The sequence below is a fragment of the Brevundimonas sp. genome (genome assembly GCF_030704825.1).
Classification (GTDB): domain Bacteria; phylum Pseudomonadota; class Alphaproteobacteria; order Caulobacterales; family Caulobacteraceae; genus Brevundimonas.
Genome location: NZ_JAUYNX010000002.1, coordinates 55,396 through 78,307 on the forward strand (window position 1 = coordinate 55,396; position 22,912 = coordinate 78,307).

The window sequence follows — 22,912 nt, forward strand, 5'->3', positions numbered from 1 at the left end:
GACTTTTCAGACGGCCTTTTGGGTGCAACCTTCCCTGATGGACCCGGATTCCCGCATCCGAAGCGTGATCATCGTCGGCGGCGGCACCGCCGGCTGGATGACGGCGGCGGCCCTCGTCCAGCATTTCCGCGGAACCCCGCTCAGGATCACGGTGGTGGAGTCCTCCGGGATCGGGACCATCGGCGTCGGCGAAGCCACCATCCCGACGATCCGCCGCTTCTACGCCCGGTTGGGGCTGAGCGACGCGGAGGTGATGCGGGCGACCGGCGCCACCTGCAAGCTCGGGATCCGCTTCTGCGACTGGTCGGAACCCGGCTCGGATTTCATCCATCCGTTCGGCCTCTACGGCCAGGACCTGAAGGGGATCGGCTTCCATCACTTCTGGCTCGCCGATCGCGAGCGGGGCGAGACCGCCCCGATCAGCGCCTATTCCCTAGGAGCCTCCCTGGCGAAAGCCGGACGATTCGTCACGCCGTCGCCGCATCCCCCTTCCAGCCTGTCGGTGTTCGACTGGGCCCTGCACCTGGACGCCACGGCCTTCGCCCAGCATTTGCGCGCCTATGCCGAGGCCGGCGGATGCACGCGGATCGACGCATGCATCCAGGGCGTGGACCTGCGGCCCGAGGACGGCTTCATCAAGGGCCTCGTGCTGGACGACGACCGGCGGATCGAGGCTGACCTGTTCATCGACTGCTCGGGCTTTCGCGCCCTCCTCATCGGCGAGGCGCTGGCCGAGCCGTATGAGGACTGGTCCCGGTGGCTGTTCTGCGACGCCGCCTTCGCGGTGCAGAGCGAGAACGCCCCGGGCGACGAGCCGCCGCCCTTCACGCGGGTGACGGCCCGGCCGTCCGGCTGGCAGTGGGGCATCCCGCTGCGCCATCGCGCCGGCAACGGCATCGTCTTCTCCAGCCGCCATGTCACCGACGAGCAGGCCCTCGCGGACCTGACGCCGAACCTGATGGGACGTCCGCTGACGGAGCCCCGACGCATCGGCTTCCGTCCCGGCCGCCGCCGCCGCGCCTGGGTGAAGAACTGCGTCTCGATAGGCCTGTCGTCGGGTTTCCTCGAACCGCTGGAGAGCACCTCCATCGCCCTGATCGAGACCGCGATCGACCGGCTGAAAAGTCTATTCCCGGATCGCGGGTTCGCGACGCCGGTCCTCGACGAGTTCAATGACCAGACGGCCCGCGAGATGGAACGGACCCGGGACTTCGTGATCCTGCACTACAAGCTGAACGGTCGCGATGAGCCGTTCTGGCGTGACTGTCGCGAGGCCGCCATTCCGGAGACGTTGCAGCGCAAGCTCGACCTGTGGAAGGCGCGCGGAGAGTTCGTCCGCTACCGCTGGGAGATGTTCCACCCGGCCAGCTGGCTGGCGATATACGCCGGCTTCGGAGTCTGGCCGGACGGCTACGACCCGGCCGTCGGCGCCCTCGACCCGGACCAGCTGTCCCGCAGTCTCGCCGCGATGCGCCAGGCGGTCGCCGACGCCGTGGCCCGCGCCCCCGCCCACGCCGAATTCCTGTCTTCCCTCCAGCCTCCGGTCGCCGCATGAACCCACCCATGGACCCGGCCGCCCGCCGTCCGTTGCGAAAGCTGTGCATCGTCGGCGGCGGCACGGCCGGCTGGATCGCGGCGGCCGTGATGGCAGAGCATTTCAAGGGCAAGCTGTTCGACATCGAACTGGTCGAATCCGACGCCATCGGCACGATCGGCGTCGGCGAGTCCACCGTGCCGCCCTTCCTGCAACTGCTCGCCAAGCTCGGAATCAACGAGCAGGAATTCGTCCGGGAGGTCGGGGCCAGCTTCAAGCTGGGCATCGAGTTCCGCGACTGGTCCGAAAAGGGCGAGCGCTATTTCCATCCTTTCGGCGGCATCGGCGCGCCGGTCGGGCTCAGCGACTTCTACCAGGTGTGGCTGAAGGCGAAACGGCACGGCTACGCCGCCGGGCTGCAGGACTTCGCTCCGGCCAGCGTCATGGCGCGCGAGGGCCGGTTCACCCTGCCGTTCAAGGTCCCGAACACGCCGATCGCCGGCGCCAGCTACGCCCTGCACGTGGACGCCACCAGGGTGGCCCGCTACCTGCGCACCTATGCCGAGGCGCGCGGGGTCAAGCGCACCGAGGGCATGGTCGACGCGGTGGTGACACGGCCGGACGGCTTTGTGGAGCGGCTGCAGCTGAAGGACGGCCGCTCGGTCGAGGCGGATTTCTTCATCGACTGCTCGGGATTCCGCGCCCTGCTGATCGGCAAGGCGCTGGGCGTCGAGCACGAGGACTGGTCGCACTGGCTGTTGTGCGACCGCGCCATCGCGGTCCAGACCGAAAACGTCGGCCCTCCGGCGCCATACACCCTGGTGCACGCCCAGGATCACGGCTGGCGCTGGCGCATCCCCCTGCAGCACCGGACCGGCAACGGTCACGTCTTCTCGAGCCGCCACCTGAGCGACGACGAGGCCACGGCTGTCCTGATGGCCCAGGTCGAGGGCGAGCCGGTCGCCGCGCCGATGGTGGTGCCGTTCAGGACGGGGATGCGCAAACAGATCTGGAGCCGGAACGTGCTGTCGCTCGGCCTCGCCGGGGGCTTCATCGAACCCCTCGAATCCACCGCGATCCACCTGATCTATCGCGGCATGGACTTCTTCTTCCGCTATCTGCCCGACGCCGACTGCGACCAGAATCTGATCGACGAGTACAATCGGCGGATGACCGCGGACTATGAGGAGATCCGCGACTTCGTCATCCTGCACTATTGCACCACCCGGCGTGACGACACGGCCTTCTGGCGGGAATGCCAGACCATGGAGCTGCCGCCCTCGCTGCAACGCAGGATCGACCTGTTCAAGGTCAACGGCTCGCTGGCGGAGGGCCTCGACGAGCTGTTCCGCGACGTGAATTGGCAATCGATCCTGGACGGCATGGGCGTGGTTCCCCGCAGCTGGCATCCGCTGGTGGACCGAATCCCGTTCGCGCGCGTTCCGGCGGAACTGGAGGCCGCGCGGGAGGGGCTGGCCCAGCTGGCGGCCCGACTGCCGACGCATGCCGAGTTCCTCGCCGCCCATTGCGCCGCCGAGCGGCCCGCACCGACGGCCTTGTCGGCATGAGGCCGGTCGCTTGCCGGGGGACGGTCAAGCCTGACACAATGCCGGGGACCGTAAGGGTCGGGGGCTGAACCGTTGCGCCGCGCCGTCACCATCAAGCATGTGGCCGCCGAGGCCGGGGTGTCGCTGCAGACCGTTTCGCGCGTCATCAACAACGCCCCGAACGTGCGGCCGCAGGTGCAGGCGCGAGTCCACGCCGCGATCGCCAGGCTGGGCTACGTCCCGAGCATCGCCGCCCAACGCATGGGCGGTTCGCGCTCCTATCTGCTGATGGCCTTGAACGACCGCGACCGGACCATAGACGCCTGGCGGTCGGGGGAGGGGACGGACTGGGTCGACCAGATGCTGCTGGGCGGCATGCTGAGGTGCGCCGAGTCCGGCTACCGGATGATTTTCGAGCTCATCGACACCCATTCGTCCCAGGTCGAGCGAGAGGTTCAGGCGGCCCTGTCGGCCCTGCATCCCGACGGGGTGATCCTGACGCCGCCGCACTCCGACAACCCGCTGATCACCGGGTTGCTGGTCCGGCAGGGGCTGCCTTTCGCCCGGATCGGGTCCGAGACGCCGGGGCCGGGCTTCGCCATCTCGATGAACGACGCCGGGGCGGCGGAGGCGGCGACCGGCCATCTGCTGGACCTCGGCCATCGCCGGGTCGGCTTCATCACCGGAAGCGACGAATACGCGTTGAGCGCGGCGCGCCTCGCCGGCTATCGCCTTGCGCTGACATCCCGTGGCCTCGAGATCGACGAGGCCCTCATCGGGAGCGGCGACTTCACCTATGGCTCCGGCGAGATCGCCGCCCGGCAAATGCTGGCCCTGGCGCAGCCGCCCACCGGCATCGTGGCCAGCAATGACCAGATGGCGCTGGCGACGCTCGCCATCGCCAAGGCGTCGGGCCTGTCAGTGCCCGACGATCTCTCGATCGTCAGCTTCGACGACACGCCGATCGTGCGTTTCAGCCACCCGCCGCTGACCGCCGTCGTCCAGCCGATCGCCGCCATGACCGCGGCGGCGGCCGACCTCCTGATCCGCGCCAAGTCCAAGGCGGCGGATCTACCGGAACAGATGGTGACCCCATTCGGCTTCGCCGTTCGAGGTTCGACCGCACGGCCGCGCTGGTGACCGCCGCCGCCGGTTCGGGCGAACCTCGTCGACCGCCCGCCTGGTTGCTGCTGTACGCCCTCGCCTGGGGAGGCGGGGTGGTTGCCTATACGCCGCTGCTGACGCTGCTCCTGCCCCTGCGTATCGCCGCGCTCGGGCTCGAGGACAAGGTCGGCGGCCTGTCCCTGGCCGTCCTCGCCGGGGCGGTGACCGCCAGTATCGCCAATATCGCCGCCGGCGCCCTCAGCGACCGATTCAGCCGCGGCCCGGGAGGCCGGCGCCCCTGGGTCGTCGCGGGCCTCGCCGCCACCGCCATGGCCTATGCCCTGGTCGGCATGGCGGACACCCTCCTCGGAATTCTCGCCGCCGTCGCCATGTTCCAGGCGGGGCTCAACCTGATGCTCGCGCCCTTGGCGGCGTTGGCCGCCGACGAGGCGCCGGACGCGCAGAAGGGGCTGCTGGGCGGGCTGATGGGCGCCGCCTATCCGCTGGGCGCGCTCAGCGGAGTCGTGGTCATGTCGGCGTCGTCCCCCGAAGCGCGACTGGCGGTGACGGTCGCCATCGCAGCCATCCTGATCACGCCGTTTCTGCTGATCTTCCGTGATCGGGCGGCGGCGACCCCGCCCGCAGCCCACACGACCGCCGTTCGGGCCGGACGGGCGCGTGATCTCGCCGCAATCTGGGGCGCGCGACTGCTGGTCCAGATCGCCGGCGCCATCCTGTTCGCCTATCTCCTCTACTATTTCGAGACCGTGGAAGTCGCCGGAGAACGGCTCGACGCCGACCGCATGGCGGTTCGGGTGGCGTGGCTGAGCGGCGTCGTCGCGGCCGTGACGGTCCCGTTGTCGATCCTGCTGGGCCGCTGGTCCGACCTGGTCCGGGCGCGCAAGCCTTTCCTGCAGGGCGCGGCCCTGGCCTCGGCCGTCGGCCTGGTTCTGATGGCGCTCTTTCCCGACTGGGGCGTCGCGGCCTGGGGCTACGGCCTGTTCGCGACCAGCAGCGCCATCTTCCTGGCGCTGCAGTCGACCTATGCGATGCAGCTTCTGCCATCGCCCGAGCACCGGGGGCGGGATCTGGGCGTACTCAATCTGACCAACACCCTGCCGGCGATCCTCGGGCCCGGTCTGGCCTATGCGACCGTTGGAGCGGGCGGGTTTCGCCCCTTGATGTTGCTCCTTGCGGGCCTGGCCGTCCTGGCGGCGGTGCTTATGAGCGTTGTGCGGGAGCGATAGCGGACCGCCCGTCGAAGCGGCTTCACGTCCGGGGCCGCAACCCGGCGCGGGTCAACGGCCGAGCAGAGGTCCCACCAGCTGGATGGCCGCGAGCAGCAGGATCAGGACGCCGATCAGCCAGGAAAAGGGCTGTACGGGCAGGACCCGGGCGATGCGGGCGGCCAGCGGCGCGGCGATGACCCCCCCGGTGACCAAGCCCGCGACCGAGGTTCCGTACTGCCTCAGGTCTTCAAGGTCCCGCCAATGACCCGTGGCGAGGGCGACGATGAAGGTGGTCGAAACGGCCGCCGCGACGACGGCCTCGGCGGCGTTACCCGTGCCGACGGCCTGACGTGGCGGTTCGCCGGCGCTGACCAGGGTCGTCGTCACGGTCGGCCCCCAGCCTCCGCCGCCCAGTGCGTCGAGAAAGCCGCCCACCAGGCCAAGCGGCGCGGCGCCCCTGATCGGCACATGGCGAAGCCGGATTTCCCGGGTCGATCTGACAAGGATGATCACTCCCATCAGTGCGAGCCATCCCAGCACCCAGGGCTTGATCTGGTCGCCATCCACCGATGTCAGGAAGACGCCGCCGACCACGCCGCCGATCACGCCTCCGAGGGCCAGCGGCCAGAACAAGGACCAGCGGACGTTGCCGTGGGTGAGATGGGACAGGCCCGATGCCGTTCCGGTGAACACCTTGGCCGCATGGACGCTGGCCGAGGCGACGGCCGGCGGCGTGCCCAGGCTGAGCAGCAGGGTCGAGGAGATCACGCCGAACGCCATGCCGAGCGCCCCGTCGACGATCTGGGCGGCGAAACCGACGGCCGCGAACAGCAGGAAATCCTGCATTCAGGCGATCGCCCGACCGGGCGTCAGCCAGTCCGGCGTCGGCAGACCGCGCGCCGACAGATATTCCACATTGAACAGCCGCGAGGCATAGCGGATGCCCGGGTCGCACAGCAGGGTGACGATGGTCTTGCCGGGGCCAAGCTCGCGGGCGAGCCGCGCGGCGCCGACCAGGTTGACGCCGCTCGATCCGCCCAGGGAAAGGCCTTCCTCCTGGACCAGATCGAAGATGACCGGCAGAAACTCCGCGTCCTCGATCCGGAACGCGTGGTCTGGCGTGAAGCCCTCGAGATTGCCGGTGATCCGGCCCACGCCGATGCCCTCTGTGATCGAGGAGCCCTCGGACTTCATCTCGCCACGGGTGAACCAGCTGTACAGCGAGGCGCCGGCCGGGTCGGCGAGGGCGACCTGGATTGCCGGATTCCGTTCCTTCAGGAAGCTTCCCACCCCCGCCAGGGTGCCGCCGGACCCGACGACGCTGACGAAGCCGTCGATGCGGCCCTGGGTCTGCGCCCATATCTCCGGGCCGGTTCCTTCGTAGTGGGCGAGCCGGTTGGAGACGTTGTCGAACTGGTTGGCCCAGAAGGCGCCGTTCGGGAGTTCGGCGTCCAGTTCGCGCGCCAGACGCGCCGAGTGATGGACAAAATGGCCGGGGCTGGAGAAGGGCGCCGCGTCCACCTCGACCAGCCGGGCCCCGAGCGCCCGCAAGGCCAGCTTCTTCTCCTCGGACTGGGTGCGCGGCATGACGATGACGGCCGGATGGCCGAGCGCGGCCCCGACCAGGCTCAGACCGATCCCGGTGTTGCCGGCGGTGCCTTCGACGATGGTCCCGCCGGGACGCAGTTCGCCGGACGCCCGCGCTCGCTGGACGATGGACAGGGCGGCGCGGTCCTTGATCGACTGGCCGGGGTTCAGGAACTCCGCCTTGCCGAGGATTTCGCACCCTGTCGCATCCGACAGCCGGTTCAACCGGAGAAGCGGAGTCTGACCGATCAGGTCGATGACGGAACGTCGAGACGTCAAAATCTTATCTCTGGAAAAGCGGAGAACCGGGGAAGTCAGCCGATGGCGAGCGCGCGGCGACCCAGATGTATACCGCATTCGGTCTTGGCGGCGCCCGACCAGCGGCCGAGACGGGACTCTTCGCCCGCCTCGACGGCCCGGGTACAGGGCCAGCAACCGATCGACCGGTAGCCCTGCTCGCTGAGCGGGTGTCTCGGCAGATCCCCGGCGTCGAACCAGTCATTGAGCCGCTCTTCCGACCAGTCGTGCAGGGGATTGATCCTGACCCGGTCTTCGAAGAGTTCGAAGGGCTGAAGGCTGGCGCGTTCGGCGGTCTGATGCCTCTTGCGGCCGGTGATCAGGGCGTCCAGGCCGACCAGCGCCCGCGCGAGCGGTTTCACCTTGCGAAGGTCGCAGCAGGCGTCGGGATCGGCGCGCCACAGCTCGTCACGGGGATCGAGATCGGCCCGTTCCTTCGCAGCGGGCGTCACCAGCCGGATATCGGTCAGGCCCAGTCGTTCGGACAGCGCCTTCCGATAGGCCAGGGTCTGCAGGAAATGCATGCCGGTATCGAGGAAGACCACCGGGGTGGACGGGGCGATCCGCGCGACCAGCGACAGCAACACCGCCGCTTCCGCGCCGAACGACGACAGGACCGCCGGCTTCAATCCGAGGGAAGGATCAAGCGCCGCCCGGAGAATATCCTCCGCGTCGCCGCCGAGTGTTTCGCGGTTGAGCCTTTCGACGAGCGCCTCGGGCTTCCGTCGTGCGAGTCCCCGGCGCCGCCAGATCGGGACCGCATTGTCTTCCACCGCCTGGTAGGTCGCGCTGAACGCGGCGTCCATCCGCCTCCACGCGTCGACGTCCGAACCCTCGCCCAGAACCACGCCGTCAAAACCGGAGCGGCGCAGGTGACGGGCCTGATCCGGAATGAGGCGCCCATCCGCGATCAGCCGCCCGCGATAGCCGCGCTCGCGCAGGACAGCGGCAAGGGAGAAGCCCCGACCGTCGCGGAAGGCGTCGAACTCCAGAACGAGAACCTCCGCGCCCCGCGCCGCCGCCTCGACCTCCGCCAACAAGGTTGTTACGGGCAACCGCACGCCGTCGGGCGCTCTATCAAGCCACTGCATCGACCGCCCCATAGATGGCGTCCCGGAACGGATCGGCGCCCAGGCGGCGAACCGCGTCGAGGAAGGTTTCGCCCTCGCGTCGGACCTCCAGATAGCGATCCAGCGCCCGTCCGACCGCCGGCGCCACCTCGTCGGCGGCGAGGCTCCGGCCCACGATTTCGCCCAGGGCGGCGGTTTCATCCGCCGAGCCGCCGACGGTGATCTGGTAGTATTCCTCGCCCTTCCGGTCGACGCCGAGCACGCCGATGTGGCCGACGTGGTGGTGGCCGCAGGCGTTGATGCAGCCGCTCATGTTCACCCGGATCGGGCCCAGCCGTTCCTGATAGTCGAGGTCGGCCAGTCGCTTCGACAGGGCCTGGGCGACCGGGATCGACCGGGCGTTGGCCAGGCTGCAGTAATCCAGGCCGGGGCAGGCGACGATGTCGGTGACCAGATCCGCGTTCGGGGTCGCCAGACCGGCCTCGGCCAGCCGCCGCCAGATCTCCGGCGTGTCGTCCAGCCGGACATGGGGCAGGACCAGATTCTGTTCATAGGCCGCCCGCACCTCGTCGAAGGAAAAGCGCTCCGCCAGGTCGGCGACCAGCTCCATCTGGCCCGCCGTGATGTCGCCCGGAACGCCGCCGACGGGTTTCAGCGAGACGATGACGGTCGCATAGCCCGGCTGGCGATGGCGCCGGATATTGTTGCGCGCGAAACGGGCGAAGTCGGGGTCCGCCAGCGACGCCCGGTCGAACGCTCCGCTGGTCCGCGGCAGATCCGCGAACGGCGGCGGTGCGAAATAGGCGCGGATGCGGGCGACTTCTTCGTCAGGCACCCGCAGATCCTCGCGTCGCAGGGTGGCGAAATGCCGCTCGACCTCCTCGCGGAAGGCGTCGATGCCGAGCGAGGCCACCAGGATCTTGATCCGGGCCTTGTGGATGTTGTCGCGGCGACCCAGCAGGTTCCAGGCGCGCAGGATGGCGGTGAGATAGGCCAGGAGATCCCGCCCCGGCACCGCCGGCGCGATCTCCTGCGCGATGTGCGGGATCCGTCCCTGGCCGCCGCCGACGAAGACGCGGAAGGCCGTCCCGCCGTCCTCGCCCCGCACCAGCTGAAGGCCGACGTCGTGCGTGCGCATGGCGGCCCTGTCCTTCGGAGCCGCGATCACCGCGATCTTGAATTTGCGCGGCAGGAAGGAGAATTCGGGATGGATGGTCGACCACTGGCGCAGGATTTCGCACCATGGCCGGGGGTCCTCGATCTCGTCGTCCGCGCAGCCGGCGAAGACGTCGGTGGTGACATTTCGGATGCAATTCCCGGAGGTCTGGATGGCGTGCATCTCGACCTCGGCGAGTTCCGACAGGATCGCCGGAACGTCGCTGAGCGCCGGCCAATTGTACTGGATGTTGGTGCGGGTCGTGAAATGGCCGTAGCCCTTGTCGTAGACCCGGGCGACGTGGGCGAGGCGGCGCAGCTGACGGCTGCTCATGGTTCCATAGGGCACCGCGACGCGCAGCATGTAGGCGTGCAGTTGCAGATAGACGCCGTTCATCAGCCGCAACGGCTTGAACTCGTCCTCGGTCAGGCTTCCCGACACCCGGCGCGAGACCTGGTCCCGGAATTCCTCGATCCGCTCGCGAACCACGGTCATATCGAATTCGTCGTACCGGTACATTCAGGGATGCCCCAGGCTATGGCCCACGGTGGGACCTTGGGACCGGATCAGCTCCTTGAAGCGGTCGCGGCCCGACGGGCGACCCTCCTCGACCTCGACGAGATACGGATTGACGAAGATGGCCGGGTCGCGGGCCGCTCGCGACAGGGCGGCGTCGGCGGCCTCGCCGTCGAACCGGCCGGCCCGGTCGAGAGCTTCGACGGGATTCCCCGACGGGTCGGCGTAGATCACCCGGCCGTCGGAGAGGCGGTTCGCCGTCACGATTTTCATGCCGCGACCTCCCTGGCCACCGCCTGCGACCGGGCCCACGCCGCCACCTCGCCGACGATCAGCAGCGCAGGGCTGACAACCTTCTCGCGGGCTACCAGCCGGGCCAGACCGTCGAGTCGTCCGGTCACGACGCGCTGATCGGGACGGGATCCGTTCTCGATCACCGCGACCGGCGTGCCGGGAGCCCGACCAGCCTTGAGCAGACCGGCCTGCACCGCGGTCGCGCCGGCCACCCCCATGTAGACCGCCAGCGTATGGTTGGGGGCCGCGAGCGCGGCCCAGTCAGGTCCGACGCCGCCGGGTCGGGTCTCGGCGGTCACGAAGCTGACGGCTTGGGCCTGATCACGGTGCGTCAGCGGAATGCCCGCGACTGCCGCGCATCCGAGGGCGGCGGTGATGCCGGGAACGACGATGACGTCGATCCCGGCGGCGCGCACGGCCTCCAGTTCCTCGCCGCCGCGGCCGAACACGAACGGATCGCCGCCCTTCAGTCGCACCACGCGATGCCCCGCCTTCGCCTCGGCGACCATCAGCGCCGCGATTTCCTCCTGCGGAACGGAATGCTCTCCTCTCCGCTTGCCCACATAGATCCGGCGCGCATCGCGCCGCGCGCGGTCGAGAACGGCGACCGGCGCCAGACGATCATGAATGACGACGTCGGCGTCCTGCAGGGCGCGCAGCGCCTTCAGCGTGAGCAGTTCGGGATCGCCCGGGCCGGCGCCGACCAGATGCACGACGCCTTGCTCGCGTTCAGGGCGATTCAGCAGGCGCAGCATCTCCCGGCGCGCCTCGGCCGTTCGGCCGTCGAGAGCCAGGTCCCGTGGCGCGCCGCGGAAGGCGGCCTCCCAGAACCGGCGGCGCGCCATGAAGTCCGGCAGGGTCGCCATGACCGTCTCGCGCAAGCCCTCGGCGAGACGGGCCAGACGATCCAGCCCTTGGGGCAAGGCGGCTTCGACGCGGGCGCGAACCTCGCGGGCCAGGACCGGCGCCGCGCCGCCCGTGGCGATCCCGACCACCACCCCGCCCCGGTCGATCAGGGCGGGCGTATGGAAATCGCTCAATCCGGGCTGATCCACGACGTTGACCTGGGCGCCCGACGCGCGCGCCAGATCGGCGAGGGCGGCCGATTGAGCCGGGTCGGCGACGGCGATGAAGACCAGCCTGGCGCCGGCGATATCCTCCGCATCCGGCCAGCGCGGGATCCATGCGTCGTCCGTTCCGGCTTCCGGGCCGGCGAACCACTGCAGCCTGGCTCCGGACCCGTCGAACAGCCGCGCCTTGGCGGCGGCGGCGTCGCCGGCGCCGACCAGGACGATCAAGGCTCCCGGCAAGGGAATGGAGGCGAGAAAGACGCGCATCGGATCACTTCCCGGCGCTCTGACGGCCGGACTTCCGTTCCCAGCCCTACGTTCGGCGGCCAGGACCAACAAACGAGATTGTCTTTGCCCGCTTATTAGGATTTCTATCAAGCATGGCCCGGACCCTGCTGCCCCTGAACGCCCTGCGCGTCTTCGAAAGCGCCGCGCGGCATCTGAGCTTTTCCCGGGCGGCGGAAGAACTGGCGGTCACCCCCGGCGCCGTTAGCCAGCAGATCCGGCAGCTCGAGGACATCATTCGCGCGCCGCTGTTCAAGCGGGAAGCCAAGGGTCTGCAGTTGAGCGATCTGGGCCGCTCGGCGGCGCCGCTGGTGGCCGAGGGTCTGGACCGGCTGCGCGACGCCTCGGCCCTGATGCGGGAGCCGCCGCGCCGGCGCCAGGTCTCGATCAGCGTCGCGCCGTCCTTCGCGTCCAAATGGCTGATGCCCCGCATGGACGACTTCCACACACAACACCCCGAGATCGAGGTCTGGGTGTCGGCGGACATGGCGCCGGTCGCCTTCGATCAGGGCCAGATCGACCTGGCGATCCGCTATGGCCCGGGACACTACCCCGGCCATGTGTCGGAGCGATTGCTGATCGAAAGCGTCCTTCCCGTCTGCGCGCCGGCGCTGATGGAGGGACCGAATGCGATCCGTTCGCCCGGGGACCTGGTCCACCACGTGCTGCTGCACGACATGTCGGGAGATGGGGACCCCGGCCGGCCGGACTGGCCGATGTGGCTGATGGCGCGCGGCGTCCGCCATGCCGACGCCCGACGGGGCTCCCGCTTCAACCAGTCCGCCATGCTGATCGAGGCGGCCGTCGCCGGCCGCGGCGTCGCCCTGGCCAAGCGCACCCTGGCCCAGGCGGATCTGGCGGCGGGACGCCTGGTCGCGCCCTTCCACGACGGCGGCGCGGTCGTCGGTTTCGCCTATCACGTGGTGCATCCCAAGGACCGGCCGCTGTCCCCGAGCGCCAAGGCTTTCACCGACTGGTTGAGGAAGCAGGCGGCGTTCCACGAGACCGGTCTGGACCAACTCTAGGGGACCGCTCGCAGTTTTTCTGCCCCACGGCGGCAGAAGAAGTCGTTCGCCCTCTGGCGGCGCCGTCTCCTATGGCGAGGCCCCGCCTTGAGGATCGCCATGACCGAAACCCTTGCGCCCGACCGTCTCCCGGTCGCGGCTTCCGCCTGGCACGAGCCCAGCATCCTGTGGACCCGGCGCTGGACCGACCGCCTGTTCAGCTTCGCTGTCGAACGGCCCGAGAGCTTCCGGTTCCGCTCCGGCGAATTCGTGATGCTCGGTCTTCCAGCCGAGGACGGCGCGGGCAAGCCCACGCTCCGGGCCTATTCGATCGCCAGTCCGAACTGGGCGGACGAGCTGGAGTTCTTCTCCATCCAGGTCCCCGACGGCCCGCTAACCTCGCGGCTCGGACGACTGGCCGCGGGAGACAGGATTCTGCTGGGCCGCAAGCCGACAGGCACCCTGGTGCTGGACGCCCTGACCCCGGGCCGGCGGTTGTTCCTGGTCGCCAGCGGCACCGGCCTGGCGCCTTGGCTGAGCGTACTGCGGGATCCGGAAACCTGGGAGCGGTTCGACCGGATCGTCGTGACCCATACCGTTCGGGAGGTGCGGGACCTGGCCTATCGCAACTTCCTGACGCGCGACATTCTGGACGACCCTCTGATCGGCGACCTCGCGCTGGGGCGGCTGTTCTACTATCCGACCGTTACGCGCGAGCCGTTTGAGCGGCCGGGGCGGATCACGAGCCGGATCGCCGACGGCGCGCTGTTCTCCGATCTGGGCCTCGGCTCCGGGTTCGATCCGGCGGCCGACCGCGTCATGCTGTGCGGCTCGACGGCCATGATCCGGGATGTGGCGGCCCTGCTGGAGCAGGCGGGCCTCACCGAAGGGTCGAACGCCGCTCCGGGCGACTATGTGCTGGAGCGGGCCTTCGTCGGCTGAACCATCAGAAAAACTATCGACCTCGCCCAGATCAAATCGTTCGACCGTGGTCGCATGGGTGGGGTTTGAGGGGGGATGTTCACGAGGCTTTCATGACCCTGGCCGCACCGCTCGTCCGTCCAACCGGCACGCCGCCGGCGCCCCTGGCGCCGATCGCACGGCTGTCGCCGCATCTTCGACGGCTGGAAGCCGAAGCTATCGAGATCTTCCGCGAGGTCGCCGCCACGGCGCGCAACCCGGTCATGCTGTACTCGATCGGCAAGGACTCGGGGGTGCTGCTGCATCTCGCCGCCAAGGCCTTCTATCCGGCCACGCCGCCGTTCCCGCTGCTCCACGTCGATACGACCTGGAAGTTCCGCGACATGATCCGGCATCGGGACACAGTCGCCGACACCTACGGCGTCCGCCTGCTGGTCCACGTCAATCAGGACGGCCTGAAGCGCGGCGTCAGTCCCGTCGTCTCGGGGTCCTCGCTGCACACCCAGGTCATGAAGACGGACGCGCTCAAGCAGGCGCTGGACACGCACGGCTTCGACGTGGCCTTCGGCGGGGCCCGGCGCGACGAGGAGAAGAGCCGGGCCAAGGAGCGGATATTCTCGGTTCGCGGTCCTGGACACACCTGGGACCCCCGCCGCCAGAAGCCGGAACTGTGGAAGCTGTGGAACTCAGCCCTCCAGCCCGGCGAGTCCCTGCGGGTCTTCCCGCTGTCGAACTGGACCGAGCTCGATATCTGGGAATACACGCGAAGCGAGGCCATTCCCGTGGTCCCGCTCTACTTTTCCGCACCTCGCCCCGTGATCGAGCGCGACGGCGCCCTGATCGTGCGTGACGACGAAAGACTGCCGCTGCGGGCGGGCGAGGTTCCGCAGCTGCGCCGCGTGCGTTTCCGCTCGCTCGGCTGCTACCCGCTCTCGGCGGCGGTCGAATCCGGGGCCGCTGACATCGACTCCGTCATCGCGGAACTACGGTCGAGCCGCGTCTCCGAGCGCCAGGGCCGACTGATCGATGCGGACGAGACCGCCTCGATGGAGCGCAAGAAGCGCGAAGGCTATTTCTGATGGACGGCGAAGTCGTGAATCTGTCCCGACCGGGCCCCGATCCCATCGTGCGCGATCACCTGCGGTTCCTGACCTGCGGTTCGGTCGATGACGGCAAATCCACCCTTATCGGCCGCCTGCTTCATGACACCGGGCAGGTCGCGGACGACCAGCTCGCCGCACTCGCGCGCGACAGCCGCCGCTTCGGCACGGCGGGAGACCAGCTGGATTTCGCCCTGTTGCTGGACGGTCTCGAGGCCGAGCGCGAACAGGGCATCACCATCGACGTCGCCTGGCGCTACTTTTCGACCGCCCGCCGCAATTTCATCGTCGCCGACACCCCGGGGCATGAGCAGTACACCCGCAATATGGCGACGGGTGCATCCGGGTGCGACGCGGCCGTCATCCTGGTCGATGCGACCCGGGGCGTCACAGCCCAGACCGAACGGCACAGTCGCATCGTCTCCCTGTTCGGCATCCGGCAGGTCATCCTGGCCGTCAACAAGATCGACCTGGTCGAGGACCCTCGCCGGGCTTTCGACGCCATCGCTTCGGACTACGCCGCCTTCTCGGCCGGTCTCGCCTTCCGGTCGGTCACGGCCGTGCCGATCAGCGCCCGTGATGGCGACAACGTCGTCCGGAACACCCCGCGGTTGTCCTGGTTCGAGGGGCCGACCCTGATTGAGGCGCTCGAAGGGCTGCCCGTCGAGGACGGCCGCCTGTCGCGGCCGTTTCGCTTTCTCGTGCAGTACGTCAATCGGCCGGATCACGCCTTCCGGGGCTACGCGGGAACGGTGGCGTCGGGACGCGTCCGCGCCGGCGACCAGATCGTGGTCAGCCCGTCCGGCAAGGCGGCGACCGTCTCGCGCATCGTGACCTGGGAAGGCGACCGGACTTCGGCCGAGGCGGGCGACGCCGTGACGCTGGTGCTCAAGGAGGAGGTCGACGTCGCGCGCGGCGACGTTCTGGCCTTGCCCCACGCCCGGCCGGCGTCCGTTGACCGGTTCTCGGCCAGCCTGCTGTGGATGGACGACCGGCCCTTCGCCCCTGACCGCGCCTACAGGATCCGGATCGGCGGTCGGACTTCGCCGGTCAGGGTGATGCTGGCCGGGGCCGAAGCGGGCGCCGCGGCGGGAATGGATCTGAACCAGATCGCCGCCGCCGAGCTGACGCTCCCGTCGCCCATCGCGTTCGATTCGTTCGCGGACGACCCCCCCATGGGCGGCTTCATCCTGATCGACCGGGAGACCGGCGTCGTGGCCGCGGCAGGCGTCGCGCGCGCGGCGCTCGGTCAGGCCGGGCACATCTATCCGACCGCCGAGGCCGTCTCGCGGCGAGACCGGTCCCGCCTGAACGGTCATGAAGGCGGCGCGATCTGGCTCACGGGCCTGCCCGGCTCGGGCAAGTCGACCATAGCCACGGCCCTGGAGCGCAAACTCCATGCGCGGGATACCCGGACCGTCCTGCTGGACGGCGACAATCTGCGCCACGGCCTGAACCGGGATCTCGGCTTCTCGCCGGAGGACCGGGCGGAGAACGTCCGCCGTGCCGGCGAGGTGGCGCGCCTGTTCGTCGAGGGCGGCGTGATCAGTGTCTGCGCCTTCGTTTCGCCCAGCGTCGCGGCGCGTCAGGCCGTTCGGGACCGGCTTCCCCCGAACGGCTTCCTCGAGGTCTTCGTCGACGCGCCCCTGGACGCCTGCCGGGCGCGCGACCCCAAGGGCCTGTACGCCCGGGCCGACGCGGGCGTCATCGCCGACCTGACTGGCGTGGGCTCGTCCTATGAACCGCCGCCCAGTCCGGACCTGGTTCTCGATACGCTCGCGCTCAGCCCCGAGGCGGCGGCCGACCGAATCATCGCCTTGCTCGAAAACCGCCGATGGATTCCGGCCGGCTGAAGTCTCAAGCCGCGGGAAGACGTCGCGATCGCTGATCCAGAACCGCGAGAACGGTCGCCAGGCCCAGACCGCGCGCATGAAGCAGAACAAGAAGGTGGTAGATCAGGTCCGCGGCCTCTGACGCCAGTTCCTCGTCCGTCCCGGCGACGCCGGCCAGCGCGGTCTCGACCCCCTCTTCGCCGACCTTCTGCGCGACACGCTTCGTCCCGTCGGCCAGAAGTCGCGCCGTCCAGCTTCCGGCGGGGTCGGCCGAGGCGCGTTCGGCGATGGTGCTCTCGAGTCGGGCGAGGCGTCCGAGACCGGGCGCGTCCTCCTCGCCGAAGCAGCTGACGCGGTTGAGGTGGCAGGCGTTCCCGACCGGGCGGACCTTGAGCACGAGGGCGTCGGCGTCACAGTCCGGGATGATCGAGACGACCTGCAGCCGGTCGCCGGAGGTCTCGCCCTTGCGCCAGCGACCGCCGCGCGAGCGGGAAAAGAAGGTGGCCTCGCCGGAAGCGATGGTCTCGTCGAGCGCGGCGCGGTCCATCCAGGCCAGGATCAGCACCTGCAGGGTGGCCGCGTCCTGGACGACGGCGGGGATCAGGCCGCCGGCCTTGTCGAAATCGAGGGTGGAGGGATCGATCACGGACGCACCTCTATGCCTGCCTCATCCAGAAACGCCTTCAGGTCCGGAATGGCCAGCGACCCCGTGTGGAAGACGCTGGCGGCGAGAGCGCCGGATACGCCGGCCTGCTGGAATACATCGCGGAAATGCGCGGCTTCCCCGGCCCCGCCCGATGCGACCAGCGGAATGGTCAGACGCGCCCGGGCGGCGGCGAGCTGGGCGATATCGTAGCCACGGCGGACGCCGTCCTCATCCATGCAGTTGAGCACGATCTCGCCCGCGCCCAGCGCCTGGGCCTCGACGATCCAGTCGAGGGTGCGCCGGCCGGCGCCGCGGCTCGCCGTGGGGTCACCGGTATACTGGTGGACGAACCAGTCGCTCTCGCCGCGCTTCGAATCGACCCCGACGACCACGCACTGGGCGCCGAAACGGTCGGCCAGTTCGGCGATCAGTTCCGGGCGTTCGAGGGCGGGGGAGTTGACCGACACCTTGTCGGCGCCGTGATCGAGGCAGCGGGCGGCCTGCTCCACGGAACGAATGCCGCCGGCGACGGCGAAGGGGATGTCGAGGAGACGGGCGATGTCGCGCACCCAGCCATAGTCCAGGGTGCGACCCTCGGGAGACGCGGTGATGTCGTAGAAGACCAGCTCGTCGGCGCCCTGGTCGCGGTAGCGGGCGGCGAGGTCGGCCGCGTCGCCCATGTCGATGTGGCCTTCGAAGCGGACGCCCTTGACCACGCGGCCGTCCCTGACGTCGAGGCAGGGAATGATGCGTCGGGCGGTCATGAGCGGACGGCCTCCAGCGCCTGTTCAAGGGTGAAGCGGCCCTCGTAGAGGGCGCGGCCGACAATGGCGCCGGTCGCGCCGACCGAGCGGGCGGCGGTCAGGTCCGTGAGCTCGGCGACCCCGCCGGAGGCCTGCAGCCAAAGGTCAGGGCGGCGCTGGCGGATTTCCGCCAGCAGGTCGAGGTTGGGACCGGCGAGCGCCCCGTCGCGGCCCACGTCGGTGACCAGAAGGTGTTTCGCCGCGCCGGACGGATAGCGGTCGAGCGCGGCCCACAGATCGACGGAGGCGGCCTCGGTCCATCCCCTGAGCGCGGGCACGTAGCGGTCCCCATCGGCGCGCACGTCGATGGCTAGGGTCAGGCGGTCGGGGCCGAAGCGCTCGAGCCAGCCGGCGACCCTGCCGGGATCGGAGACAACGAGGGAGCCCACGACGACCCGGCCCACGCCGGCGTCGAGCAGGCGCTGCACGTCGTCGGTCGAGCGGACGCCCCCGCCGGACTGGATGCTGACGTTGGTGGAGGCCGCGAGTTCGCCGATGAGGGCGTGCTGCATTGCGCGTCCCGCTTCGGCGCCGTCGAGGTCGACGATATGGGCCCAGTCGGCGCCGGCGGCCGCGAAGGCGGCGAGGCGGGCGGCGGGATCGTCGTCATAGCGGGTCACGGCGTCGAAGCGGCCATGCATCAGTCGCACGCAGACGCCGCCTCTCAGGTCGATGGCCGGGTAGACGATCATGCGGGCAGGTCCAGGAAGTTGCCGAGGATGCGGGCCCCGACCACCGCGGACCGTTCCGGATGGAACTGGCAGCCCCAGCGATTGCCTCTGCGAACCACGGCCGGGACCGGGCCGCCGTAGTCGGCCCGGGCCAGGGTCGCTTCGCCGTCGGGGCAGGCATAGCTGTGCGTGAAATAGGCGTACGCGGCCTCGTCCACTCCTTCCAGCAAGGGGTCGGCGCGGTTGAGCGAGAGCCGCGACCAGCCCATGTGCGGCACAGGACGATCAGGGGCAGGCTCCAGCCTCCGGACCATTCCGTGGATGAGACCGAGCAGGGCGACGCCTCCATCCTCCTCGCTGGTCTCGAACAGCAGCTGCTGGCCAAGGCAGATGCCGAGCAGGGGGCGGGGAAAGGCGCGGATCGGCTCGATCAGACCGTGAGCCGCGAGCCGGGCCATGGCGTAGCCGGCCGCGCCGACGCCCGGCAGGATCAGGCGTTCAGCGCTCGCGATTTCCGCGGGGTCGGCCGTCAGGCGGACGACAGCGCCGAGCCGCTCCAGGGCGAACTGGACCGAGGCGACATTACCCGCGCCGTAGGACAGGACCGTGACGGGGCTCACAGCATCCCCTTGGTGCTGGGCACGACGTCGCTCTCCACGCGGATGGCCTGACGCAGGGCGCGGCCGAAGGCCTTGTAGACGGCCTCGGTCTTGTGGTGGTCGTCGTCGCCGGTGACCGAGACATGGATGGCGGCGCCGAGGTGCTCGGCCAGCGACCGGAACACGTGGGCGGTCAGGTCGGTGCGGTAATTGCCGATGAAGGGTGTCGCGAAGGCTCCCTCGAACACCGGATAGGGTCGGCCGGACAGGTCGATGGAGACCGAGGCCCTGGCCTCGTCCATGGGCAGGACGAAACCGTAGCGGGCGATGCCGCGGCGTGCGCCGAGCGCCTGTTTCAGGGCCCGGCCCAGGGCGATGGCCGAGTCCTCGACGGTGTGGTGCGGATCGGTATGCAGGTCGCCCTCGCAGGCCAGCCGCAGGGAGAAGCCGCCGTGGGCCGCCACCTGCTCCAGCATGTGGTCGAAGAAGCCGACGCCGGTGGCGATGGAGACCGGGTCGGCCGCGTCGAGGTCGACGGTGCAGACAATGCGGGTCTCCCTGGTGTCACGGACGGACTGGCCGATCCGGTGCGCGCGCGCCGGAGCCGGCGCCAGTTCGAGTGCGGAGAGCAGGCGGTCGTTGATCTCGGCGTGGACGGAGACGGGCAGGCGCAGGCGGTCTTCGGCGCGCTCGGCCGGAACGCCATAGCGGGCCAGGGCGGCGAGAACGGCGTCCGGATCGGTGGGGCGGGTCACGATGACGGGGCCGACTCCGGGCTCGACGACCATGGCCCGCGCCAAGGCCCCGGCGACCCGCTGCCGCTCGGCGCGGACGACGGCGATCCGCTGCCGGGTTTCCATCAGACGGGATGGATCGAGCGCCTGCAGGGCCAGCCGGATCGAAATTTCCGGCAGGGCGTAGGGCTCCATCGCACCGGCGAGACGGGCCAGGGCTTCGGGCCGGGCGAGGGCGGCCCCGACGCGGGCGCCGGCAAGACCGTAAGCCAGCGACAGGCTGCGAAGTACGACCAGATTGGCGTGGGCACCGATGACCGTCGCGGCCGAAAGGGCGTCGGTGAACTCGGCAAGGCCCTCGTCTATGACGAGAAGGGCCGGGGCGACGCGCGCCGCCATCTCGGCCACTGCCTCGGGGGAGCCGAGCGCGCGCAGGATCACCGCCCCGGCGCCGGCGTCCACGGCGGGCCGCGGGTAAAGGGCGGCGAGCGCGCGATACGGCTCGGCGTCGGGGGCCTGGACGGTCAGTCCATCGCGGGCGGCGAGGCGGAAGATCAATTCCAGCCCATGGGTCAGGCCGCGCACCGGCAGGACTTGTTCCGCGGGGACGCCGTAGAGGTCGCCCATGCGGGCGGCCAGGGCCCGCGGCTCGGCCGGATAGCGGTCGAGGCCCTCGCCGCCGGAAACCAGGGGAGGGAAGGGGGCGGGAAGGTTGGTGATCATCGGGCCCTCAGGTCGGCGGCGCGGGCATGGGCCTCCAGCCCTTCGAGGCGGGCGAGGCGCGCGGCGACCGGCGCGAGCTCCCGGGACCCGGCTTCGGAAGCGGCCTGGACCGACATCGAGGTCATGAAGCTGGCGGTCGCGACGCCGCCCAGGGTGCGGGCGGCGCCGTCGGTGGGCAGGACGTGGCTGGGGCCGGCGGCGTAGTCGCCCAGGGTTTCGGCCGCGAAGGCGCCGACGAAGACGGCGCCGGCGGCGGTGATACGGTCGAGGAGGGTCTCGGCGTCCACGGTCTGCAGGGCGAGGTGTTCGGGGGCGTACAGATTGGCGACCTCGCAGGCCTCGGCCATGTCGCGGACGCGGATGGCCCGGCCCCCGACCAGCGAGGCGCGGGCGATGTCGGCGCGGGGCAGGGACTGCAACTGGCGCTCCACCTCGGCGAGGATGGCGTCGATATTGGCGCGGCTCTCGGAGACGAGAATGACCTGGGCGTCGGCGTCATGCTCGGCCTGGCCGAGCAGGTCGGCGGCGGCGATTTCGGGATTGGCGTCGCGGTCGGCGATGACCAGCAGCTCGGACGGTCCGGCGGGCATGTCGACGGCGGGACCGCCCGGCAGGGCGGCGGCCTGCTTCTTCGCCTCGGCGACCCAGGCGTTTCCCGGCCCGAACAGCTTGTCGCAGGGCTCGATGACGCCGTCGTCCAGTTCGGCTCCGAAGGTCAGGACGGCGATGGCCTGGGCCCCGCCGATCAGCCACAGGGCGTCGAGTCCCGCCTCGGCGGCGGCGAAGATCATGGCCGGGTGCGGCTCGCCCGAGGCCGATGGCGGGGTCACGGCGATGCGGCGCCCCACCCCGGCCACGATGGCGGGGAGGGCCAGCATCAGCAGGGAGGAGAACAGGGGCGCCGTGCCGCCGGGGACATAGAGGCCCGCCGATCGCAGCGGCCGCCAGACCAGACGCGAGCGGACGCCGGGAACGATCTCGACGTCGGGCGTGTCTTCGGGCCGGGTCGCCTCGTGGAAGATGCGGATGTTCTCGGCGGCCATGCGGATGGCGCGGGTGTCGGCGGGGCGCAGGGCGTCGCGGGCGGCGGCGACGCGATCCGGCGTCAGCGCCAACCGGCGCGGCGCGGCGCCGTCCAGCTTCAGGCTCCAGTCGGCCACGGCCGCGCCGCCGCGCGTGCGGACGTCATCCATGATCTCGCGCACCGTATCGCCCACGCGGGCCTCGGTGCGGCGACCCGGACGGGCCAGGGCCTCGATCCGCCCGGCGATGTCGAGCGTGCTCCAGTCGATACGGCGCATCACATCATCTTCTCGATGGGGAGGACGAGGATGGCCGAGGCGCCGGCGGCCTTGAGCCGTTCCAGCGTCTCCCAGAAGACCGCCTCCTGGCAGACGGCGTGCACCGCCACGGCGTCGTCGCGCCCGGCCAGCGGCATGACGGTCGGGGCGCCCGCGCCGGGGAGGATGGCGGTGATCCGGTCGAGGGCCGACCGGGGCGCGTTGAGCATGACGTATTTGGCCCCCTGCGAGGACACCACGCCGGCCATCCGCTCGATGATGCTGTCGAGCAGGTGCTGCAGGCCGTGCTCCGGCGCGACCGGCGAGCGGATCAGGACGGCTTGGCTATCCAGCACCGTCTCCTTCGGCGCCAGGCCGTTGGCCTCGAGCGTCGCGCCGGTCGAGACCAGGTCGCAGATGGCCGAGGCCAGTTTGAGCCGGGGCGCGACCTCGACCGCGCCGCGCATGACGACAATGTCAGCGGCGACCCCTTGGGCGTCGAGGAAGCGGCGCAGGATCTTCGGATAGGAGGTGGCGATGCGCAGGCCGGCCAGCGAGGCGGGGCCGGCGTAGTCGAGCGCCGGCGGCACGGCGATCTTCAGGGTGCAGCGGCCGAAGCCGAGCGGCATCAGCACCTCCGCCACCGGGCCGCCGTTTCGCACCTCCTCCAGCACGTTCTCGCCGACAATGCCGAGGTCGCAGACGCCGTCGGCGACGAAGGTCGGGATGTCATCGTCGCGCACCCGCAGCAGGTCGATGGGATAGTTCTCGACCCGGTACAGGAGGTCGTTGTTTCCCTTGACCACGCGCAGACCCGCGTCGCGGACGAGGTCGAGGCTGCGGTCGGCCAGGCGGCCGGATTTCTGAACGGCTATGCGAAGCCGCCCCTGGACAGTGCTCATGACGGGGT

Annotated in this window: 21 protein-coding genes; 8 read left to right on the forward strand and 13 right to left on the reverse strand. The window is 70.1% G+C overall.

From position 1 onward, the window contains the following. Positions 1-37: 37 nt before the first annotated feature. The 4 genes from Q8Q71_RS01155 (at position 38) to Q8Q71_RS01170 (ending at position 5,432) form a co-directional block, all read left to right on the forward strand. Positions 38-1,555, forward strand: a complete 1,518-nt coding sequence (locus tag Q8Q71_RS01155) for a tryptophan halogenase family protein (RefSeq protein ID WP_305757869.1) — start codon at positions 38-40, stop codon at positions 1,553-1,555. Positions 1,556-1,563: 8 nt separating this feature from the next. Then, positions 1,564-3,102, forward strand: coding sequence for a tryptophan halogenase family protein (locus tag Q8Q71_RS01160; protein ID WP_305757812.1), 1,539 nt, complete (start codon positions 1,564-1,566; stop codon positions 3,100-3,102). A 72-nt stretch (positions 3,103-3,174) separates the two neighbouring features. Next, positions 3,175-4,221 carry a LacI family DNA-binding transcriptional regulator gene (locus tag Q8Q71_RS01165; RefSeq protein ID WP_305757813.1) on the forward strand — a complete coding sequence of 349 codons (1,047 nt, stop codon included), beginning with the start codon at positions 3,175-3,177 and terminating at the stop codon, positions 4,219-4,221. Next, a complete protein-coding gene (locus Q8Q71_RS01170) occupies positions 4,218-5,432 on the forward strand; it encodes an MFS transporter (protein ID WP_305757814.1) in 1,215 nt (404 codons plus the stop codon). The genes Q8Q71_RS01165 and Q8Q71_RS01170 overlap by 4 nt, the downstream gene beginning before the upstream one ends. 51 nt (positions 5,433-5,483) lie before the next feature. Here Q8Q71_RS01170 and Q8Q71_RS01175 read toward each other — a convergent pair whose 3' ends face one another. Genes Q8Q71_RS01175 through cysG form a run of 6 tightly spaced genes read right to left on the reverse strand, consistent with a single transcriptional unit; the run spans position 5,484 to position 11,671 of the window. Further along, the gene (locus Q8Q71_RS01175) at positions 5,484-6,260 is read right to left on the reverse strand and encodes a sulfite exporter TauE/SafE family protein (RefSeq protein ID WP_305757815.1); all 777 of its coding nucleotides are present in this window, start codon (positions 6,258-6,260) and stop codon (positions 5,484-5,486) included. Further along, positions 6,261-7,280: a cysteine synthase A gene (locus tag Q8Q71_RS01180; RefSeq protein WP_305757816.1), complete on the reverse strand. Its 1,020-nt coding sequence runs from the start codon at positions 7,278-7,280 to the stop codon at positions 6,261-6,263. A 35-nt stretch (positions 7,281-7,315) separates the two neighbouring features. Further along, complete coding sequence (locus tag Q8Q71_RS01185) at positions 7,316-8,389, reverse strand: phosphoadenylyl-sulfate reductase (protein WP_305757817.1); 1,074 nt, start codon at positions 8,387-8,389, stop codon at positions 7,316-7,318. Next, entirely contained in the window at positions 8,376-10,043 is a 1,668-nt protein-coding gene (locus Q8Q71_RS01190) for a nitrite/sulfite reductase (RefSeq protein WP_305757818.1), read from the reverse strand. The genes Q8Q71_RS01185 and Q8Q71_RS01190 overlap by 14 nt, the downstream gene beginning before the upstream one ends. Beyond that, positions 10,044-10,313: a DUF2849 domain-containing protein gene (locus Q8Q71_RS01195; RefSeq protein WP_305757819.1), complete on the reverse strand. Its 270-nt coding sequence runs from the start codon at positions 10,311-10,313 to the stop codon at positions 10,044-10,046. Then, on the reverse strand, positions 10,310-11,671 hold the full coding sequence (cysG, locus tag Q8Q71_RS01200) for a siroheme synthase CysG (protein WP_305757820.1): 1,362 nt from the start codon (positions 11,669-11,671) through the stop codon (positions 10,310-10,312). Before cysG ends, Q8Q71_RS01195 begins: the two co-directional genes overlap by 4 nt. Positions 11,672-11,784: 113 nt before the next feature. Between cysG and gcvA the strand changes: the two genes are divergently transcribed. The 4 genes from gcvA (at position 11,785) to cysC (ending at position 16,567) form a co-directional block, all read left to right on the forward strand. After that, positions 11,785-12,714, forward strand: a complete 930-nt coding sequence (gene gcvA, locus Q8Q71_RS01205) for a transcriptional regulator GcvA (protein ID WP_305757821.1) — start codon at positions 11,785-11,787, stop codon at positions 12,712-12,714. A gap of 99 nt (positions 12,715-12,813) precedes the next feature. Beyond that, positions 12,814-13,635: a ferredoxin--NADP reductase gene (locus Q8Q71_RS01210; RefSeq protein WP_305757822.1), complete on the forward strand. Its 822-nt coding sequence runs from the start codon at positions 12,814-12,816 to the stop codon at positions 13,633-13,635. Positions 13,636-13,727: 92 nt separating this feature from the next. Next, positions 13,728-14,693 carry a sulfate adenylyltransferase subunit CysD gene (gene cysD / locus Q8Q71_RS01215; protein ID WP_305757823.1) on the forward strand — a complete coding sequence of 322 codons (966 nt, stop codon included), beginning with the start codon at positions 13,728-13,730 and terminating at the stop codon, positions 14,691-14,693. Then, complete coding sequence (gene cysC, locus Q8Q71_RS01220; protein WP_305757824.1) at positions 14,693-16,567, forward strand: adenylyl-sulfate kinase; 1,875 nt, start codon at positions 14,693-14,695, stop codon at positions 16,565-16,567. Before cysD ends, cysC begins: the two co-directional genes overlap by 1 nt. A gap of 4 nt (positions 16,568-16,571) precedes the next feature. Here cysC and hisIE read toward each other — a convergent pair whose 3' ends face one another. Genes hisIE through hisG form a run of 7 tightly spaced genes read right to left on the reverse strand, consistent with a single transcriptional unit; the run spans position 16,572 to position 22,904 of the window. Beyond that, entirely contained in the window at positions 16,572-17,192 is a 621-nt protein-coding gene (gene hisIE, locus Q8Q71_RS01225) for a bifunctional phosphoribosyl-AMP cyclohydrolase/phosphoribosyl-ATP diphosphatase HisIE (protein ID WP_305757825.1), read from the reverse strand. Further along, on the reverse strand, positions 17,189-17,956 hold the full coding sequence (hisF, locus tag Q8Q71_RS01230; RefSeq protein ID WP_305757826.1) for an imidazole glycerol phosphate synthase subunit HisF: 768 nt from the start codon (positions 17,954-17,956) through the stop codon (positions 17,189-17,191). Before hisF ends, hisIE begins: the two co-directional genes overlap by 4 nt. Next, positions 17,953-18,687, reverse strand: coding sequence for a 1-(5-phosphoribosyl)-5-[(5-phosphoribosylamino)methylideneamino] imidazole-4-carboxamide isomerase (locus Q8Q71_RS01235; protein ID WP_305757827.1), 735 nt, complete (start codon positions 18,685-18,687; stop codon positions 17,953-17,955). The genes hisF and Q8Q71_RS01235 overlap by 4 nt, the downstream gene beginning before the upstream one ends. Next, complete coding sequence (hisH, locus tag Q8Q71_RS01240; protein ID WP_305757828.1) at positions 18,684-19,286, reverse strand: imidazole glycerol phosphate synthase subunit HisH; 603 nt, start codon at positions 19,284-19,286, stop codon at positions 18,684-18,686. The genes Q8Q71_RS01235 and hisH overlap by 4 nt, the downstream gene beginning before the upstream one ends. Then, entirely contained in the window at positions 19,283-20,722 is a 1,440-nt protein-coding gene (hisB, locus tag Q8Q71_RS01245; RefSeq protein ID WP_305757829.1) for an imidazoleglycerol-phosphate dehydratase HisB, read from the reverse strand. Before hisB ends, hisH begins: the two co-directional genes overlap by 4 nt. Continuing rightward, positions 20,719-22,023 (reverse strand): histidinol dehydrogenase, encoded by a 1,305-nt coding sequence (gene hisD, locus Q8Q71_RS01250; protein ID WP_305757830.1) that lies wholly within the window; start codon positions 22,021-22,023, stop codon positions 20,719-20,721. The genes hisB and hisD overlap by 4 nt, the downstream gene beginning before the upstream one ends. Further along, complete coding sequence (gene hisG / locus Q8Q71_RS01255; protein WP_305757831.1) at positions 22,023-22,904, reverse strand: ATP phosphoribosyltransferase; 882 nt, start codon at positions 22,902-22,904, stop codon at positions 22,023-22,025. The genes hisD and hisG overlap by 1 nt, the downstream gene beginning before the upstream one ends. Positions 22,905-22,912: the final 8 nt, after the last annotated feature.

Coding starts and splice junctions, on each gene's coding strand:
- Q8Q71_RS01155 (WP_305757869.1), top strand. CDS start 38: ATGGACCCGGATTCCCGCATCCGAAGCGTGATCATCGTCGGCGGCGGC.
- Q8Q71_RS01160 (WP_305757812.1), top strand. CDS start 1,564: ATGGACCCGGCCGCCCGCCGTCCGTTGCGAAAGCTGTGCATCGTCGGC.
- Q8Q71_RS01175 (WP_305757815.1), bottom strand. CDS start 6,260: ATGCAGGATTTCCTGCTGTTCGCGGCCGTCGGTTTCGCCGCCCAGATC.
- Q8Q71_RS01185 (WP_305757817.1), bottom strand. CDS start 8,389: ATGCAGTGGCTTGATAGAGCGCCCGACGGCGTGCGGTTGCCCGTAACA.
- Q8Q71_RS01190 (WP_305757818.1), bottom strand. CDS start 10,043: ATGTACCGGTACGACGAATTCGATATGACCGTGGTTCGCGAGCGGATC.
- Q8Q71_RS01195 (WP_305757819.1), bottom strand. CDS start 10,313: ATGAAAATCGTGACGGCGAACCGCCTCTCCGACGGCCGGGTGATCTAC.
- cysG (WP_305757820.1), bottom strand. CDS start 11,671: ATGCGCGTCTTTCTCGCCTCCATTCCCTTGCCGGGAGCCTTGATCGTC.
- gcvA (WP_305757821.1), top strand. CDS start 11,785: ATGGCCCGGACCCTGCTGCCCCTGAACGCCCTGCGCGTCTTCGAAAGC.
- Q8Q71_RS01210 (WP_305757822.1), top strand. CDS start 12,814: ATGACCGAAACCCTTGCGCCCGACCGTCTCCCGGTCGCGGCTTCCGCC.
- cysD (WP_305757823.1), top strand. CDS start 13,728: ATGACCCTGGCCGCACCGCTCGTCCGTCCAACCGGCACGCCGCCGGCG.
- cysC (WP_305757824.1), top strand. CDS start 14,693: ATGGACGGCGAAGTCGTGAATCTGTCCCGACCGGGCCCCGATCCCATC.
- hisF (WP_305757826.1), bottom strand. CDS start 17,956: ATGACCGCCCGACGCATCATTCCCTGCCTCGACGTCAGGGACGGCCGC.
- Q8Q71_RS01235 (WP_305757827.1), bottom strand. CDS start 18,687: ATGATCGTCTACCCGGCCATCGACCTGAGAGGCGGCGTCTGCGTGCGA.
- hisB (WP_305757829.1), bottom strand. CDS start 20,722: ATGATCACCAACCTTCCCGCCCCCTTCCCTCCCCTGGTTTCCGGCGGC.
- hisD (WP_305757830.1), bottom strand. CDS start 22,023: ATGCGCCGTATCGACTGGAGCACGCTCGACATCGCCGGGCGGATCGAG.
- hisG (WP_305757831.1), bottom strand. CDS start 22,904: ATGAGCACTGTCCAGGGGCGGCTTCGCATAGCCGTTCAGAAATCCGGC.